The 16,710-nt window shown below is 55.1% G+C and carries 15 protein-coding genes; 10 read left to right on the forward strand and 5 right to left on the reverse strand.

Going from position 1 to position 16,710, the window contains the following annotated elements:
• Positions 1-10: 10 nt before the first annotated feature.
• Complete coding sequence (locus tag GGQ73_RS07295) at positions 11-970, reverse strand: choline ABC transporter substrate-binding protein (RefSeq protein ID WP_174153681.1); 960 nt, start codon at positions 968-970, stop codon at positions 11-13.
• Positions 971-1,193: 223 nt separating this feature from the next.
• Between GGQ73_RS07295 and GGQ73_RS07300 the strand changes: the two genes are divergently transcribed.
• The 3 genes from GGQ73_RS07300 (at position 1,194) to GGQ73_RS07310 (ending at position 4,266) form a co-directional block, all read left to right on the forward strand.
• Positions 1,194-1,775 (forward strand): thymidine kinase, encoded by a 582-nt coding sequence (locus GGQ73_RS07300; protein WP_183895179.1) that lies wholly within the window; start codon positions 1,194-1,196, stop codon positions 1,773-1,775.
• A gap of 102 nt (positions 1,776-1,877) precedes the next feature.
• Positions 1,878-2,894, forward strand: coding sequence for a hypothetical protein (locus GGQ73_RS07305; RefSeq protein ID WP_183895181.1), 1,017 nt, complete (start codon positions 1,878-1,880; stop codon positions 2,892-2,894).
• A 223-nt stretch (positions 2,895-3,117) separates the two neighbouring features.
• Positions 3,118-4,266, forward strand: coding sequence for a DUF2333 family protein (locus GGQ73_RS07310; protein WP_183895183.1), 1,149 nt, complete (start codon positions 3,118-3,120; stop codon positions 4,264-4,266).
• Positions 4,267-4,310: 44 nt separating this feature from the next.
• On the opposite strand, the gene GGQ73_RS07315 is transcribed toward GGQ73_RS07310, so the two are convergent.
• Positions 4,311-5,027, reverse strand: coding sequence for a helix-turn-helix transcriptional regulator (locus GGQ73_RS07315; protein WP_174153677.1), 717 nt, complete (start codon positions 5,025-5,027; stop codon positions 4,311-4,313).
• A 509-nt stretch (positions 5,028-5,536) separates the two neighbouring features.
• Between GGQ73_RS07315 and GGQ73_RS07320 the strand changes: the two genes are divergently transcribed.
• Positions 5,537-7,783 (forward strand): TonB-dependent hemoglobin/transferrin/lactoferrin family receptor, encoded by a 2,247-nt coding sequence (locus GGQ73_RS07320; protein ID WP_183895185.1) that lies wholly within the window; start codon positions 5,537-5,539, stop codon positions 7,781-7,783.
• 95 nt (positions 7,784-7,878) lie between these two features.
• On the opposite strand, the gene GGQ73_RS07325 is transcribed toward GGQ73_RS07320, so the two are convergent.
• Positions 7,879-8,727: an extensin-like domain-containing protein gene (locus GGQ73_RS07325; RefSeq protein WP_183895187.1), complete on the reverse strand. Its 849-nt coding sequence runs from the start codon at positions 8,725-8,727 to the stop codon at positions 7,879-7,881.
• Positions 8,728-8,993: 266 nt separating this feature from the next.
• Here GGQ73_RS07325 and GGQ73_RS07330 point away from each other — a divergent pair, with 266 nt between their 5' ends.
• From GGQ73_RS07330 to queF, 5 genes are all read left to right on the forward strand, one after another.
• Positions 8,994-11,183 carry an anthranilate synthase gene (locus GGQ73_RS07330; RefSeq protein WP_183895189.1) on the forward strand — a complete coding sequence of 730 codons (2,190 nt, stop codon included), beginning with the start codon at positions 8,994-8,996 and terminating at the stop codon, positions 11,181-11,183.
• 60 nt (positions 11,184-11,243) lie between these two features.
• Complete coding sequence (locus GGQ73_RS07335; RefSeq protein WP_183895668.1) at positions 11,244-11,954, forward strand: TIGR02117 family protein; 711 nt, start codon at positions 11,244-11,246, stop codon at positions 11,952-11,954.
• A 103-nt stretch (positions 11,955-12,057) separates the two neighbouring features.
• A complete protein-coding gene (lepB, locus tag GGQ73_RS07340; protein ID WP_183895191.1) occupies positions 12,058-12,867 on the forward strand; it encodes a signal peptidase I in 810 nt (269 codons plus the stop codon).
• A gap of 149 nt (positions 12,868-13,016) precedes the next feature.
• Entirely contained in the window at positions 13,017-13,934 is a 918-nt protein-coding gene (locus GGQ73_RS07345) for a cation diffusion facilitator family transporter (protein WP_183895193.1), read from the forward strand.
• 3 nt (positions 13,935-13,937) lie between these two features.
• Entirely contained in the window at positions 13,938-14,402 is a 465-nt protein-coding gene (gene queF, locus GGQ73_RS07350) for a preQ(1) synthase (RefSeq protein ID WP_174153671.1), read from the forward strand.
• Between the two features lie 16 nt (positions 14,403-14,418).
• On the opposite strand, the gene GGQ73_RS07355 is transcribed toward queF, so the two are convergent.
• Together GGQ73_RS07355 and GGQ73_RS07360 are read right to left on the reverse strand one after the other, a co-directional pair.
• Complete coding sequence (locus GGQ73_RS07355) at positions 14,419-15,183, reverse strand: DUF2076 domain-containing protein (protein WP_183895195.1); 765 nt, start codon at positions 15,181-15,183, stop codon at positions 14,419-14,421.
• Positions 15,184-15,293: 110 nt separating this feature from the next.
• Positions 15,294-15,884 (reverse strand): HupE/UreJ family protein, encoded by a 591-nt coding sequence (locus GGQ73_RS07360; RefSeq protein ID WP_183895197.1) that lies wholly within the window; start codon positions 15,882-15,884, stop codon positions 15,294-15,296.
• Positions 15,885-16,104: 220 nt separating this feature from the next.
• Between GGQ73_RS07360 and GGQ73_RS07365 the strand changes: the two genes are divergently transcribed.
• Positions 16,105-16,686: an ATP-dependent Clp protease proteolytic subunit gene (locus tag GGQ73_RS07365; protein ID WP_174153668.1), complete on the forward strand. Its 582-nt coding sequence runs from the start codon at positions 16,105-16,107 to the stop codon at positions 16,684-16,686.
• Positions 16,687-16,710: the final 24 nt, after the last annotated feature.

Raw genomic sequence — 16,710 nt, forward strand, 5'->3', positions numbered from 1 at the left:
GATAAAGCCTCTAGAGGCCGATATTTTTCTTTGCCGCAGTCAGGGCATCTTCGCTGCCATCTTTGGTCTTTACACCTGCAAGCCATGGCTCGATGGCAGTCGGGTTGGCCTTCAGCCAATCCGTTGCGGCAGCTTCCGCTTCCATGCCGTCATTGAGAATCTTGCCCATGATCTCGTTTTCCATGGGAAGTGTGAATTGCAGGTTTTTCAGGAGCGCGCCAATATTGGGGCATTCCTGAACGTAACCAGCGCGTGTGTTGGTGTAGATCGTGGCGCCGCCGAGATTCGGGCCGAACACATCGTCACCGCCGGTCAAGTAAGTCAGCTTGAAATTGGAGTTCATCGGGTGGGGTTCCCAGCCGAGGAAGACGATGGGGTCGCCGGATTTTTCAGCGCGTGCCACCTGCGACAGCATGCCCTGTTCAGAGGATTCAACGACCTGAAAATCTTTGAGGCCAAACGCGTCCTTTTCCACCATGCCAAGGATCAGACGGTTGCCATCATTGCCAGGCTCGATACCGTAGATCTTGCCGCTCAACTCGTCGCTATGGGCGGCGATATCCTTGAAATCCTTGATGCCGAGTTCGGCACCCTTGGTGTTGGTTGCAAGCGTGTATTTGGCGCCGGTCAGGTTCTCGCGAACGGTTTCCACAGACTTGTCTTCGCGGTAAGCCTTGATGTCGCCTTCCATTGTTGGCATCCAGTTGCCGAGGAAAACGTCGATATCCTTGTTTTTCATCGAGGTGTAGGTCACGGGCACGGAAAGGATTTTGACGTCTGTCTCATAGCCCAGGCTTTTGAGGATGACCGAGGCGGTTGCAGTGGTCGCCGTGATGTCCGTCCAGCCCACATCCGAGAAGCGGACAGTGCCGCAGCTTGCCGGTTCGGCCGCAGAGGCGGCGGTGGTGAAGAGTGCCATTGCAGAAACTGCTGCGGCGAGTGCCAGACAGCGGCGATTTTTTGCAAGCATTGCTTACTCCCTCTTTTTTAAACTTCGCGCCCATTATGAATATCTGGAGCAGACAATCAACTCATGCGCGTTTGCGTGCGATGCACAACGGTTTGCGACACGTCTTCGATTTTTAGAATGGCTGAAGACTATTGACCAAGGAAAGCTGTGTTTTTTGTCATGCGGCTCTTGCCCTTGGCCTAGCCCAAGCCGCAAAAGACGCCAGAACCGACCGGAGGGCATGATGGCCAAGCTCTATTTCAACTATGCGGCAATGAATGCCGGCAAGTCGACCATGCTTTTGCAGGCGTCGTACAATTATCATGAGCGCGGCATGCGCACGCTGATCTTTACCGCAGCATTCGACAACCGAGCCGGTGTCGGCAAAGTTGCCTCACGTATCGGCCTCTCCTCCGATGCTCTCGTTTTCGATGATAGTACCGACATTCTTGCGCAGGTCACGCAGTTGCATGCGCAAGAGCCGGTCGCCTGCGTCTTTATCGATGAGGCTAATTTTCTGTCGGAACACCACGTTTGGCAACTGGCCACGATTGCTGACACGCTGGGTGTTCCGGTTATGGCTTACGGCCTGCGGACCGATTTCCAGGGCAAGCTGTTTCCCGCCTCAAGGGAGCTGTTGGCGATTGCCGACGAGTTGCGAGAAATTCGTACGATCTGCCACTGCGGACGCAAAGCGTCCATGGTGGCGCGTTTCGATTCCGACGGCAAGGTGGTCAAGGAAGGTGCGCAGATCGATGTCGGCGGCAATGAGAAATACGTCTCCTTCTGTCGTCGCCACTGGGTCGACGCCGTCAAGGGCGATTAACCCTTTTGGTGCACGCGATCTCTTCTGCTTCTTTGCGAGAAGGCTACCCATATTTATATGTGTGGACTTTTTGCTACAAATCGATTCGGGGGACAATTTCGCATGGCGAAAACGCCGTCTTTTGACGCCAGAACCGAAAAGCTGCGTGCCGAGGCGCGGACGGTGCAGGAACTCTGTGCGCAACTGGCAAACGCGCTCTGCATTCCATTCGATGAGGCGCCGAAAACGGCTTTCCAATCTGAAGCGCGGGAGCTTGCCGAGCTTCGAGATTTGATACGAGCGCTTGAAACTGATATTCTGGAGGTTGTCTCCGGTTTGGGAGCGTCCACTCAAGCCGCTTATGCCGCTTTTGATAAAGTGGAAGAAGTGTCATGGCGTGAGCAATTCTTTGGGTTTTTTATCAAGCGCAACCCCACATCGTTCAAAGCCTTGCGATTGAAAAAGCTTATCGTTGCGGAGACGGCGAAAACCATTCTTCTTCAGGCGGCTGCTGTTCATGACGTCTTTCAGCGCCGTAAGGATGCCGCAGCATCACTGGTGGTAAGCGTTGAACCGGAACTCGTTGCAAGTATGGAAGAACGGCGCGTCATCGTGTCCAAGATGGATGATGCACGCCAGCGAGACAAAAGTCTCGTGGCATCGCTTGCGACGCTGAACCGAAAAATACAAGATGCCAGTGACGTAACGCGGCTTTCCCAGTTGAGACTTGAAGAAGCAGAGCTTTCCGCAGAGCGCGAGATGGTGTTGGGGCAGCGCGACACGCTGCGCAAAATGCACGACGTTCTGGATCGGCAGGCAATTCTTCTTGGAGATATGATCGATCTCCAGAATGAAGCGATTGCTCTGCATACGCTGTTGCTCAACAAGGTCAACGTCGAGGCCGAGCGGTGCATACAGCTTTATGACGCTGCATTTGGATCGCTTGACCCGCTTCTGGCCGAGGCAAAACCGTCTGTTCACACGGATGTTTCCACACCGATGTCACTTGCTGTCTTTCAGGGCTTGCTGACTTTGCATTCCCAAGGCGCCATTACCATGCAGGATATTGAGCAACGAAAGGGACGGGTTGATGAAGCACTTGCTCAGCGCGCAGGAAGCGTCTCCAGCGCCCCCGTGTAGGCCAGTCTTCGTAAAAACGTGACCCATCCGTTGTATCGTCGGCAACGGCAACCATATGTGAGTGACATCAGGTCTCGCGAGGGATCCCGAAATACTGCTACGGGTGAAGCGTTCCGGGCTGTCAACATGCGGAGCGCCCGCAACACAGATTTGTTATTTTGAGGCAAAGTACCAGAAAGATCGCAGCTGGTCTTCCGGTCGTTGCGCTAAGGAGATTTGAACGATGCTCGATCCGATTGTCGCGTTTTTCAGGCGCGTGTTTACAGCGTTCGGAAGAGGGATCTCCATCGTGATCGCGGGGCTTTTGTGGCCTTTTCGTGCCGCCAATGGCTGGTATTCTGACCGGGCACTGATGGTAAAGGCACCGATTGCAGCTGCGCTCGTCATTCTGGTTGGTCTTTATGGCTACTTCTTCTGGCAGACCCAGGTCTGGACGAACTTCAATCCTGACTATGTAGCGACGTACAAATTTGCCGAACGCAAGGAAAGCGCCGGGCAGGAATTACCGGCGCAGCCCGCTGCGGGTGCGGATGCTACAGCCACTGCCGTTCCCACCAAGAGCTGCCAGCGCTCGGCCATTGTTGATGTTGCAGCAGACCTGATTGACTACAATGTTGATCAGAACGCCTGGATTTCATCCATGCTGCTCTATCGTGTCGGGCTTTTCGGGATTGATTGGGACAGTACGCCGTTTCTGGACAACAAGGCTTCCTTCCAGCGGGGCGTCAACCAGGCTGTGCGCCGCACCTCTGTGGAACTGGTCGATTCTCTTGGTCGCGTTCGCGGAACATCGGGTGTCGATGGCGATCTGCAAAGCGCACGCGGCAATCTCCAGTTCGATGAATATTCCTGGTATTTCGGCTTGAACCCCTTCGGCCCGAAGACGCCAAGCCCAAGTTATTACCGCTCTGCCGCCGAGAGCTTAAGAAAGTTCAACGCCAATCTGTCGTTGTGCAATTCCGTTTTCGACGGCCGTGCCGACAACCTCATCCAGTTTGTCGACCGTATTGCCAACGACATCGGTGGCACATCTGCCATTCTGCGGGAACGCTCGGAAAACTATAATGGCGGCTGGTTCGATACGCGTGCGGATGACCGCTTCTGGTTCGCATACGGGCAGCTCTATGGCTACTACGGCATTCTGTCGGCTGCTGGTGCAGACTTCTCACAGGTCATTCGCGAGCGTAACCTGACAAGTTTGTGGAACGACACGTTGCTGCAAACCCGCGCTGCACTGCGCATTCAACCAATGATCATTTCCAATGGTGACGAAAGCGGCTGGATCATGCCATCGCATCTGGCAACCATGGGCTTTTATGTTTTGAGAGTGCGTTCCAATCTGGTGGAACTAAGATCCGTTCTGGATCGATAATCGTCTGGAGACGACTGGCGCTTCGCACGAGGGGCGCCAGTTGATCAGTTGATCAGCTTCAGGCGAATGGCTTTCGCCACCAGCTGTGTGCGATTCACACAATCCAGTTTGCGGATAGCATTATTCAAATAAGCGTTGATCGTGTGGTCGGAGAGCGTCAGAATCTGGCCAATCTCTGCGGATGTTTTGCCCTGAGAGGTCCAGCGGATGACTTCGAGTTCGCGCTTGGTCAAATTGCGCGGCGCAACCATTTCTGCACGGCGCATGCGATCGTAGACGTCGAAAGCATGCAGCGCAATCATGCCGATCTCGTTGAAGGTTCCCTGGTCGGGTTCAGACCGATCTCCATCGAAGCGCAGAATGTGACGATCGCCGCTGAAGGCGTTGATCGGTATCATCAAGCCGTTCACGATGCCGAACTGGCGCATCAGGTCGCTCATCGGCTTCGGGTAACACGCGCGACTGGAATCGTCATCCAAAGACCAGTATTGCGGCATCAGGGAGTCCGCAACCCGCAGCAAAACCGGGCAATATTGCAGAAAGACATTCTGGTCGAACTCACGGACGAAGCGGACGGGGATCGTGCTTTCGATAACAACGCCGGCCAGCAGAATTTCATCAGACTTCGGAACTCGCATTAACGTGGCGTGAGTGTATCCGAATTCCACCGCAACGGTCTGAAGGACCTGGAGCCACTGGGGTCGGCTTTCCGCAGCAGATATCTGTTTGCTCAGCAAAGGCTGCCGTTCGATTGTGATCATAAGTATTTTCGTTCGAGGACACGAGATATGTTAACGGTAACAAATATACGAAAAACCTTCAAATGCCACTCTTAATTTTTGGTTTTATTCCTGTTTCCTAACTTTTATTTTAAATATTTCAATTCAAATGGTTGCATGCGATTTCAAGAAATTTATCGGTGGGCATAAAAAACGCCGAAATCGCTCCGTGATGGTCAGTTGAACCATCCTTTTTCAGATATTTCTCGCAGCTTTGTGTCATTTTTCCTGAAACTGAATGTAAGAGACCGGAAATCCATTATATCTGTTGAGTTGCAGCTTACCAAAGCATCGTAACATTTTTGCAACTCAGTCCCTTGACGATAAATATGAGTCATCGAATCATATTTTAATTGTTGACAGTAAAAGTCATGTTTTATACTGCTCGATTGCGGCCAAACCGTAAAAATTAGGGGTATTTTATCGGGTCACTCCGCGGCAGCGCATCACGCTGTCGCATGCTTTCGTGTGCCCGAATTCAGGGGTGAATGATGATGAATGGGCTTTCCAAATCCGCTTTGCTTGTCAGCACGGCGATGGTTCTTCTTTCCGTTAATGTGGTCAATGCACAGCAGACCGCGGACCAGAGCGACGCCAATGGCGCGACGGTGCTGGAGCGAATTATTGTCAAGGGAAAGCGGGTTAAGGCAGGAGATGCCGCTGGCGATACGCCATTGGCAAGCACGACGGGTGCCACCGAAATCCGTAGGAAAGACATCGGCAGCCTGAAGGATCTTGGCAAGACGACAGAAGCGGGCGTGGATTTCGTCAACTCCAAGCCTGGTAAGCCGGGCGGCCTTTTCATACGAGGATTGGGCGGCGCGCGCGTCACCACGCTGATCGACGGCATCCCTGTCCCGTTTTTCGAGAACTTCGCCCGTCAAGGGCAGGCAACGACAACGCTGAGCAATACCAGTTCCAGCTTCGATTTCTCGTCACTGTCGTCGATCGATGTGGTTCGCGGTGCCGATTCCAGCCGGGTCGGTTCTGGCGCCCTGGGTGGCGCGCTGGTACTGCGTACCCTGGAGGCCGACGATCTCATCTCCGGCGACAAGGACTGGGGTGGCGTTGCCAAAACAACCTATGACAGTGAGGACAAAAGCATCGGCGGGTCGGTCGCTGTTGCCAAGAAAATAGAGAACACGTCCGTTCTGTTCCAGGGGTCCTACAAACGTGGGAATGAAGTGGATAACCGCGGAAGCGCAGATATTTACGGCACCCGCCGCACGACACCCAATCCGGGCGATACGTATGAAAGCAACCTGCTGTTCAAGGTCAGGCAGGATTTGGAAAGTGGACACAGCATTGGTTTGACAGCGGAACGGTTCTCACTGCGTACGAGAACCGACCTCAAAACCCTGCAGGGCACCAGTGTCTCCGGCTCCACTTACCGGATCGACGATTATGATGGCCATGAGGACACTGAACGCGACCGCGTATCTCTGGATTACAAATACGAGGCACCATCGACGGACGGCGTCATCGATGCGGCTGATTTGTCCCTTTACTGGACGCGTCTCGACAAGGTTTCCGGTGCTGGCGACCGTTTGACCAACAACTCGCTCTATATTCGTGAAGACACTATGAGAGATAGTCGCTTCGGGCTTGTCGGCGGTCTTGAATCCGGGTTCGACCTTGGCGGCATCAGCCACACCATTCGGTTTGGCGGTAACGCCTGGACGTCTGATTTCACTGACTCCGTTTACATCAATACGGGCGGATCTTCCTCCGCGTCCCAGTCTGATATGCCGAATGTCAGCGGGAAAAGTCTCGGCGTTTATCTGGAGGACGAACTTGCTTTCGGCAACGGCGGCTTCAAGCTGACGCCCGGCATACGGTTCGATGCCTATGATTACGATCCAGATGGATCGGTCTCGACCAACAGCGGCTACAATACATTCGGCTTGCCCTCGGGCAACAATGGCTCACGCTTCTCTCCAAAGCTTCTTGCCACCTATGACCTGACACCAGAGGTTCAGCTCTTTGCCCAATGGGCCATGGCGTATCGCGCGCCGACCGTCAACGAACTCTATCTCAACTTCTCCAACATCAGCTCCGGCTACGCTGTCATTGGCAATTCATCCTTGGACCCAGAAACCAGCAATGGTTTTGAACTCGGTGGCCGATATGACGATGGCGATCTTTCGAGTAGCGTGACGCTGTTTCATAACAAATACAAAAACTTCATCGAACAGGTCACGACGACGACAACCCTTTTCCCCGGCTTCGGTGGGAGAGGCAATGGTTCGCTCTTCACCTATCAAAATCGGGAAAACGTTGAGATATCTGGCGTAGAAGCAAAGGTCCGCAAGGATTTGGCGAATGGCTTTTTCGCGCATGCCTCGCTTGCCTATGCCTATGGCAAAGACACGGATACCAACGAATTCATTCGAACGGTCGCACCGTTCAAGTCCATCGTTGGTGTTGGCTACGCTGAGGAAAGCTGGGGCTCGGAATTTACCGGCATCTTTTCGTCGCACATGCGTGATGACGCAGCGGCGAGCACTTTCGATGCGCCGGGCTACGGCATCTTCAACCTGACCGGCTGGTGGGAGCCCGAACAGACGAAGGGCCTGCGTGTTCAAGCCGGTGTCTATAATCTCTTCGATCGCAAATACTGGAATGCAGTCGGCGTCAGGGACATCAACCCGAACACGGTTTCCAGCGTGAACCAGCCCGTCGATTTCTATTCCGAGCCGGGTCGTTCGTTCAAGATTTCGCTCACACAGACATTCTAATGAGGACTGGCTAATGAGGACTGGCTAATCAGGATTTGCCAATCAGGATTTGAGTGAAAAAAGAAAGGCGGGGCTTTGGCTCCGTCTTTTGACGTTTATCGGCAATACAGATATCCGCCCTTGCGCTCCAAGACGTCCAGGTGCAGGTGGTCCTGGTGGGTGGCGTCGCTGCCGGGAGAAAGTACGGTACGGAAGAACAGACAGGCGGCGGTGGTGATGGTGCGCTGAAAAGCACCTTCCATGGTGCCGTCTTCCGAACGTGGCTTCATGACCAGTGGTTCGCCCTTGTCGAAGGTCATGGTCGCAATGTCGACGGCGCTGCCTTTGGCGTGTTCGGAAATCTTGCCTGTTTCGGCGCTGTTGCGGTTACGGCAGATGTAGGTGGAGGCATTGCCGAAGGCGGTGACTTTTTTGTCGGGCATAGCGATTGCCGCATTGGGTACCACGACGTTCTTTGCCCAGCGCGAGAGCGCCAGTGCCGTTTCGCATCTCATCGTGCCCTCTGGCTCCAGCTTGATGCCCGGAATGACGGTGGATAGTTCCAAAGGAGATGCGATGCCACATCCATCCTCTTCACCCGTGATCGGCGGGAGTTCCTTGAACTCCGCACCCAGCTGTTTTAGTTCCGCCAGGCAGGCTTTCAACTCTTCGGGGTTTTCTGCCTTTACAGGATCGCGAGGAGGCTCTTCCGGCTTTTTGTCCTCCTCTTTTTTGCTGTCTTCAGGTCTTGCAGGCGATTGAGGCTTTTCTTCTGGTTTAGGCACTCCATTTTCCGCAGGAGGGGGCGCGGGTTTCTCTTCTTCTTTTTTCTTGTCTGCCGATTCAGGTACGGGCGTGGTGTCTTGCTGCGCAGGCTTGGGCTGAGGGACCGGCACATCCTGCGGCGGTTGTGCGGCGGAGATCAGCAGCGTGCTGGCTGCGAGTATCATGAGACGATGAAGCATGTGACCGGTCGTTCCCCCATTGCGGCTCACCCACAACGTTTCAATATGCTTTCGGTTCAAATCCGCTTGCCAATAGGCTCGGTTGGCGCTAACAATTTTCGTCATGAACACACGGTCGAAGAACATTGCAATCTGGTGGTGGGGCAGCTTAACGCGGCCTTGAGCACCCATGTCCTTAGACTAAGTCCAAGCCGCCCGAATTTTCAGGCGGCTTTTTTGTTGTTATGCCGCCTGTCATCGGGCTTTAGAAACGGGAAGCAGAATAGATGGTAACAATTATTCAGGATGACGGGTCTGAAACATACGAGACCAGAGGCGGGGTCAAAGTCACGCGCCAGCGTCGCGCTGCCGATTACGCAACGGCCATCGATAGCTACGTGACCGGACTCGACGAACGTCGTGGCGCCGTGTTTTCGTCCAACTACGAGTATCCTGGCCGTTACACCCGTTGGGACACCGCGATCATCGACCCGCCGCTCGGCATTTCCTGTTTCGGCCGTACGATGTGGATCGAAGCCTACAACGGTCGTGGTGAGGCGTTGCTGTCTCTCATTACGGAGAAGCTGAAGGCCACGCCGGATCTGACGCTTGGGACGTCAACATCGAAGCGTCTGGACCTCGTCGTCAACGAGCCTGACCGTATCTTCACCGAGGAAGAACGCTCGAAAATCCCGACCGTGTTTACGGCCCTGCGGGCAATCGTTGATCTCTTCTACTCCAGCGCGGATGCGGCCATCGGTTTGTTCGGTGCTTTCGGGTACGACCTGGCCTTCCAGTTCGACGCCATCAAGCTCTCGTTGGAGCGCCCGGAAGACCAGCGCGACATGGTTCTGTTTCTGCCGGACGAAATCCTTGTCGTCGATCACCATCAGGCAAAGGCCTGGATCGACCGTTATGACTTCGAGAAAAATGGCATCACAACACATGGCAAGTCGCAGGATATCGCGCCGGAACCCTTCGTGAAGACAGACAGCATCCCCCCGCGCGGGGATCATCACCCTGGCGAATATTCGCAGCTGGTGACGAAAGCGAAAGAAAGCTTCCGGCGCGGCGATCTGTTTGAGGTCGTGCCTGGCCAGAAGTTCATGGAGCGTTGCGACAGCAATCCATCGGCCATTTCGCGCCGCCTGAAAGCCATCAATCCATCTCCATATTCGTTCTTCATCAACCTCGGTCATCAGGAATATCTGGTGGGTGCATCGCCGGAAATGTTTGTGCGTGTCTCCGGTCGCCGCATCGAGACGTGCCCGATTTCCGGCACCATCAAGCGGGGTGAAGACCCGATCGCCGATAGCGAGCAGATCCTCAAACTGCTGAATTCCAAGAAGGACGAATCTGAGCTCACCATGTGTTCGGATGTGGACCGTAACGACAAGAGCCGCGTATGCGAACCCGGCTCGGTCAAAGTCATCGGTCGTCGCCAGATCGAGATGTATTCGCGCCTCATCCACACGGTGGACCACATCGAAGGCCGCCTGCGTGACGACATGGATGCGTTTGACGGCTTCCTGTCACACGCGTGGGCGGTGACCGTGACAGGCGCGCCGAAGCTGTGGGCCATGCGCTTCATCGAGGCTCATGAGAAGAGCTCTCGCGTCTGGTATGGCGGTGCCATTGGTATGGTTGGCTTCAACGGCGATATGAACACTGGAATGACGTTGCGCACCATTCGCATCAAGGACGGTATTGCGGAAGTGCGGGCAGGGGCGACGTTGCTCAATGATTCCAACCCGCAGGAAGAAGAAGCCGAAACCGAACTGAAGGCATCTGCCATGATTGCAGCTATCCGCGATGCGAAAGGGCAGAACTCTGCGGCAACGCAGCGGGCTTCCGCCAAGGTCGGTACCGGGTTGAAAATCCTGCTGGTCGATCACGAAGACAGTTTCGTGCACACGCTCGCCAACTATTTCCGCCAGACCGGTGCCACGGTTTCGACCGTGCGTTCGCCAGTCGCGGCCGAAGTCTTCGACCGTTTGCAGCCGGATCTCGTGGTTCTGTCTCCGGGGCCTGGCAATCCCAGCGACTTCGATTGCAAGGCAACGATCAAGGCTGCACGTTCGCGTGATTTGCCGATCTTCGGTGTGTGCCTTGGGTTGCAGGCGTTGGCGGAAGCATATGGCGGCGAGCTTCGCCATCTCGCCATCCCGATGCACGGCAAGCCATCGCGCATCCGCGTGCTGGAACCGGGCCTCGTCTTCTCTGGACTGGGCAAAGACGTCACCGTTGGTCGTTACCACTCGATCTTCGCTGACCCGGCAACGCTCCACCGTGATTTCATCATCACCGCAGAAAGTGAAGATGGCACGATCATGGGCATCGAACATTCCAAGGATCCCATAGCTGCCGTACAGTTCCACCCGGAATCGATCATGACACTGGGTGGCGATGCTGGCATGCGGATGATCGAAAACGTGGTGACGCATCTGGTGCGCAAGGCGAAAACCAAAGCGGCCTAACGTGCGTAAAGACTGACAGCGGCGTTACAAGATGCCGCTGTTTTCCAGACCACGTGGATGATGCTGTTGAAAGTCTTCAAATATCTTTGCATCGCCACGGCGCTGATCCTGACTGGCATCGTCGCCGGCACCGTGTTGCCTCGGCCCATCATCGGCGACCATTCGACAAATGCGGAGGGCACGTCCCGCCGGGTCCTGATCCTCAGCAATCCCATCCACACCGATATCGCCTTGCCTTTGGACGCAGAACTGCTGACGCAGTTCGGGTTTCTGCGCGATGGACACCTGGAAATCGATGATCCCCGCGTTCGATACTTGGTCTTCGGCTGGGGTGGGCGAGCTTTCTACACGCAGACGCCGACATGGGCCGATCTGAAGCCGCTGCCTTTGTTCAAAGGTCTGACACTCGACAATTCGGTCATGCATGTCGCACTTGCAGGGGATATTCCTGTGACAGATGCAAGTGTCACGTCGCTTGATCTTTCGGTTGATGAATATCGGAAGCTGATCGATTTCATCGTCGGCAGCTTCACCTATTCGCAGAAAAAGCCAATCCCGCTGCCCGGACAATCTTACGGCAGGGACGACGCCTTTTTCGAAGCGAAGGGATATTTCAATGCCTTGCTCGGCTGCAACACATGGACGGCGGCGGCGTTGCGATACGCAGGTCTGCAAACCGGATGGTGGACGCCGCTGCCGCCGCTTCTCACCACGTCGCTGCGGCTTCACAACGGCGCGGAAACATTCTCAGTCATTGCGCCAGCTCCCTGAAACATCGCGCATTCTTGAAATTGACAAATTGCATTTGGTAGCGTCAATTTTCTCATCGTCTTATGTCGGTGAGCGGAAATAATTTAACGGGGATATGAGGAGCTTGCGTAAAATCCTATTGCAGTTCCAAGTGTTGGCAACGTTGCTCGCTGTCGGCATCCAGCCCCTTTGGGCTGATGAGCGTGAGGCTGGAGCGAAGACGCTTCTTCTTCCGATCTATCCGTTATGGCTTGCACAGGCAGGACTGTTTTCCTCTGATCAGGCTCTGAAACAAAAAATGACGGATCAAGCCATCGCGGGTCTTGCAAAGCAACTACCAAGTGATTGTGACGAAACGCGAATGAGGCGGGATCTTTGCGGCATCAAGCCTGTACGTGTTCCATCGTCGTCAATGAACCCAACGGTTTACGTGCAGGAAACACTAGGCATTCAGACGGTTGATTTCAAACCGCTGAAACGCGGCGATCTCATAGTGCATAAGGCTCGGTTTGGAGGGGCGTCTGTCACGTCTGCGCTGACAAGGCTTATTGGTCTTCCGGGAGAAACAATAGAGATGCGCGATGGCGCGGTCTTCGTGAATGGGTTGGAGTTTACACAAAAAAGTGAAAACAAAGGGATTGACAGTGAGTGGGGTCCATTGAATCTCGTCCGGGAAACAACGCCGGAGGGAGCGACCTATGAGATCGCGTTGCAGGATGGAAATACCTCTGGAATCGTTCAAGACTTTGGTCCAGTCACTCTTCCGTACGATCGTTACTTTGTCCTTGGCGACAATCGCGGCAATTCCGTTGACAGCCGGTATCCCGAGCAACTGAACGAAGACGGGATGGTTGCTGCAAAAGATATCGAAGGCGTTGCCATTGTCGTGCTCGTATCCAAGAGTGTGGACCGTGTTGGTGTGCCGCTGCGGTAAATTGACCGCCGCAAACCCTTGACCTAGCTGTCACTTTCAATCATAGAAGCCGCATAAATGAACCGCGCGCACGGACACCTCCGTGCGCGCGGTTCATGCGTTTTGGGGTCCATTTCTGCAATTCATTCGCATCCGCACGGGGTTAGGTCATGAACGAACAGGGGAACACGCTCGTCAGGAAACTGGCGTTTTGGGGCATCCCGTTTTCCATTACGGTGCTGTGCCTCAAGCTTCTGGCATGGTGGGTCACCGGTTCGGTGGCGCTGCTGTCTGATGGCCTCGAATCCACGGTCAATGTCGTTGCGGCCTTCATCGCCTATTTCGTCATTCGCTACGCGCAAAAGCCTGCCGATGACGATCATCAGTTCGGCCACCACAAGGCGGAATATCTGTCGGCTGTGGTCGAGGGGGTGCTGATCGTCGTAGCCGCCCTCCTGATCGTGAAAGAGGCGTGGGGTGGCTTGATGGCCCCGCATTTGCCGGATGCCCCGGCGCTGGGCCTTGCCATCAATGCCTTTGCCGCCATTCTCAACGGTATCTGGGCTACGGTGTTGATCCGTGTCGGCAAGAAACATTCCTCACCCGCGCTTCTGGCAGATGGTCACCATATCATGTCGGATGTCGTCACATCCGGCGGTGTCCTGATTGGTCTCGTACTGGCGATTGCAACGGGTTACGCCATTCTCGATCCGGTTCTTGCCCTCGTCGTCGCCATCAACATCCTGTTTCAGGGTTCCAAGGTCATCATGCATTCACTTGGCGGTCTCATGGACCGGGCGGTGGAGCCGGAAGAAGATGAGGTCATCAAGAGGGCGATTGCGGAGAATTCTGCTGGCCTGCTGGGTGTGCACGATCTGAAAACCCGCAGGGCAGGGGCGGTTGCCTTCATCGATTTTCATGTCGTCGTGCCATCTGCCATGTCTGTCGGCGCGGCACATGATATTTGCGACCGGCTGGAAGATGCCATAAAGGAAGCGGTGCCAGGTGCTGTGCTGGCCATTCATGTGGAGCCTGAGAGCGAACAGGCGCATGGCGTTCGGGTAGAGTTTCAAGAGCTAGGAGTTTGAACCATGTCAGTCACGGATGTATCCGGCCTGTCGCAACTGGGTGCGCAAGTCGCTTCCCCTGAAAGTCCTGAAAAGGCCGTTCTGGAAAAAGTGCCGAACGGCAATGCCGGAACGGATTATGTCGTGCGCTTCACCGCGCCGGAATTCACGTCTTTATGCCCGATGACCGGACAGCCGGATTTCGCCCATATCGTCATCGATTACATTCCGGGTGAGTTTCTCGTTGAATCCAAATCGCTAAAGCTGTTTCTGCACGCTTTCCGAAACCACGGTGCCTTCCATGAAGACTGCTCGGTCTATATAGCCAAGCGACTGGTCGATCTTTTGCAGCCGAATTGGCTCCGCATCGGTGCCTATTGGTACCCACGCGGTGGCATTCCCATCGATGTGTTCTGGCAGACGGGTGCGCCACCGGACGGCGTTTGGCTGCCGGAGCAGGGCGTCGCGACCTATCGCGGTCGCGGCTGACCCGAACCTTCAGCCGTTACACGAACGAGCCGCCGTCGCCTGAATCGAAGTCCGTATCGTCGCTCCCGTTGTCGTAATCCACCTGTTGTGCGCCAGTGTCGTCTTCATTGCTGGCCACATCCTGCTGTGGCTTGTCGTCATCGCCATAGTAGTTATTGATCACGGTTTCTTCGACCGGAGCCGCGCCAGCTCCGGCTCCCCCCACGGCGGAACCCCAGCCTGTCGATGCGACATGGTTGGAAAAAATACCACTCAGCGAATTGGCAAGCAGCATGCCGCCAGCCACACCGGCTGCGGCACCCAGGGCACCCTGGAGGAAGCCGCCGCCACCGCTGGGGCGACCGAATGCGGATGGCTGTTGGCCGCTCCAGGGTCCAGTCGGCTGGGGGGCATCGTTTTTGTTTCGCCCCCATGGCCCCTGTGTCTGTCCAGATGTATCGTTGCGATAGCTCGGAGAGGCGCTAGGGAGAGGTGCCGTTGCCTGTTGCTGGTTACCACCGAAAATCGAGCTGAGGAAACCGCCCTGCTGTGCCTGCTGCGGTGCAGCGTTGCCGCTTTCCAGCTGATGGATGCGGTCTTCCAGCTCGCAAATATGCGCTGCCGCAGCCTCCAATCCCTTTTCCTGCACGATGACGGCTTGAGCAAGATAATAGGGGGAGGCGGGCTGGTCCCGAACGGCTTGATTGATCAGCGCTTCGGCTTCCGTGTCGCGTGGAGTGGAGGACGCGGATTTGACCCTGTCGAACAGGGATTTGAGCAGTTGGGTTTCTTCTGGTGACATTGGTAGCCTCCTTGGCATGTCGCGAAACGCACACCAAGGAGTTAGGGTTCAATTTCGGCTTTTAAAAGCTGATCCATCCTTACATTTTTGTAAGGATGGAGTTCTCGGGCTCAACCGCCAAAAACGAGCGAAAGTCCCGCCAGAACCGTCATGCCGCCGACGACGCGGGTGGCAACCGCGCCGAGTTTGGCAATGGCCAGTCCCAGCGCAACGCCTGCGAGGTGAAGGAATGCTGTTGCAATGACGAAGCCGACTCCGAATTGAAATGCGCCCGCGCTTCCCAATTCGCCACCATGTGCGTGACCATGGAACAGGGCAAATACGCCGACAATCCCAGCTGCAACGCTGATCGGGACGCGTGTTGCCATGGCTACCAAAAGGCCCAGTGCAATGACGGAGGCTAGAATAGCCGGTTCGACGAATGGCAGATGGATGCCACCCAGCGCCAGCAGGAAGCCAATGGCCATGGTGCCGACGAAAGCAGCGGGGATAATGAGAAGTGCTGCGTCCTTACCCTTCGATATGGCGATTTGCGATGCCCAGATGCCTACGGCGACCATGACCAGAATATGATCGGCACCAAAAAGCGGGTGGGAAAGACCGGCCATGAAGGATCCGTGCTCTTCCGGATTGAGATGGGCAAAGGCCGGCAATGCAGTAAGGCCAAGCGTTGCGGCAGTGAGTGAAAGTCTTTTGAACATCGTTCCCTCTCGAATATTTTACAGATGGAGCAAGAGGCGCTTGGGTCGCCGGACAAAACCCCACAACGAACGATATCGCAGTAACAAAGTGCCTGTCCATGCGTCATTTGACGGTGCCCTGTTTATTAAGCAGTTCGGCGCCTTGTCTTTTTCGCTCATTGTTTTACGAAACAAATCACACTATGTCCGGTAGGTAATGAAATACGTTGGAGACCGCCACATGAACGAAGACGAAGACGACAAGAGCAAGGAACTGCCGATCGGCAAGGAAACGGAAGCGAATCTTTTCAAGTCGCGTTCGATCTTCATCTATGGCGGCATCACGCAGGAATTAGCGCAGAAGGTTTGCACGCAGCTCGTCGCTCTTGCCGCAGCTAGCGACGAAGATATTCGCGTTTACGTGAATTCGCCCGGCGGTCACGTCGAATCCGGCGATAGCATTCACGACATGATCAAGTTCATCAAGCCGAAGGTCTACATCATCGGCACAGGCTGGGTTGCGTCTGCCGGCGCTCTGATCTATGTGAGCGTTCCTAAAGAGCGTCGTCTTTGCCTGCCAAACACCCGCTTCCTGCTTCACCAACCATCCGGCGGCACGCGTGGGATGGCATCCGATATCGAAATCCAGGCCCGCGAAATCATCAAGATGAACAAGCGCCTGATCACGATCTTCTCCAAGGCAACCGGCCAGACGGAAGAAAAGATCGCCAAGGATATCGATCGCGATTACTGGCTGGGTGGCGAAGAGGCCAAGGAATACGGCCTGGTTGGTCGTATCGTTGAGAGCCAGTCGGAACTCTGAGAGTTCAGCAGTCGAATTTCCAAG

This window comes from Rhizobium skierniewicense (genome assembly GCF_014196515.1).
In the GTDB taxonomy this organism is placed as follows: Bacteria; Pseudomonadota; Alphaproteobacteria; order Rhizobiales; family Rhizobiaceae; genus Agrobacterium; species Agrobacterium skierniewicense.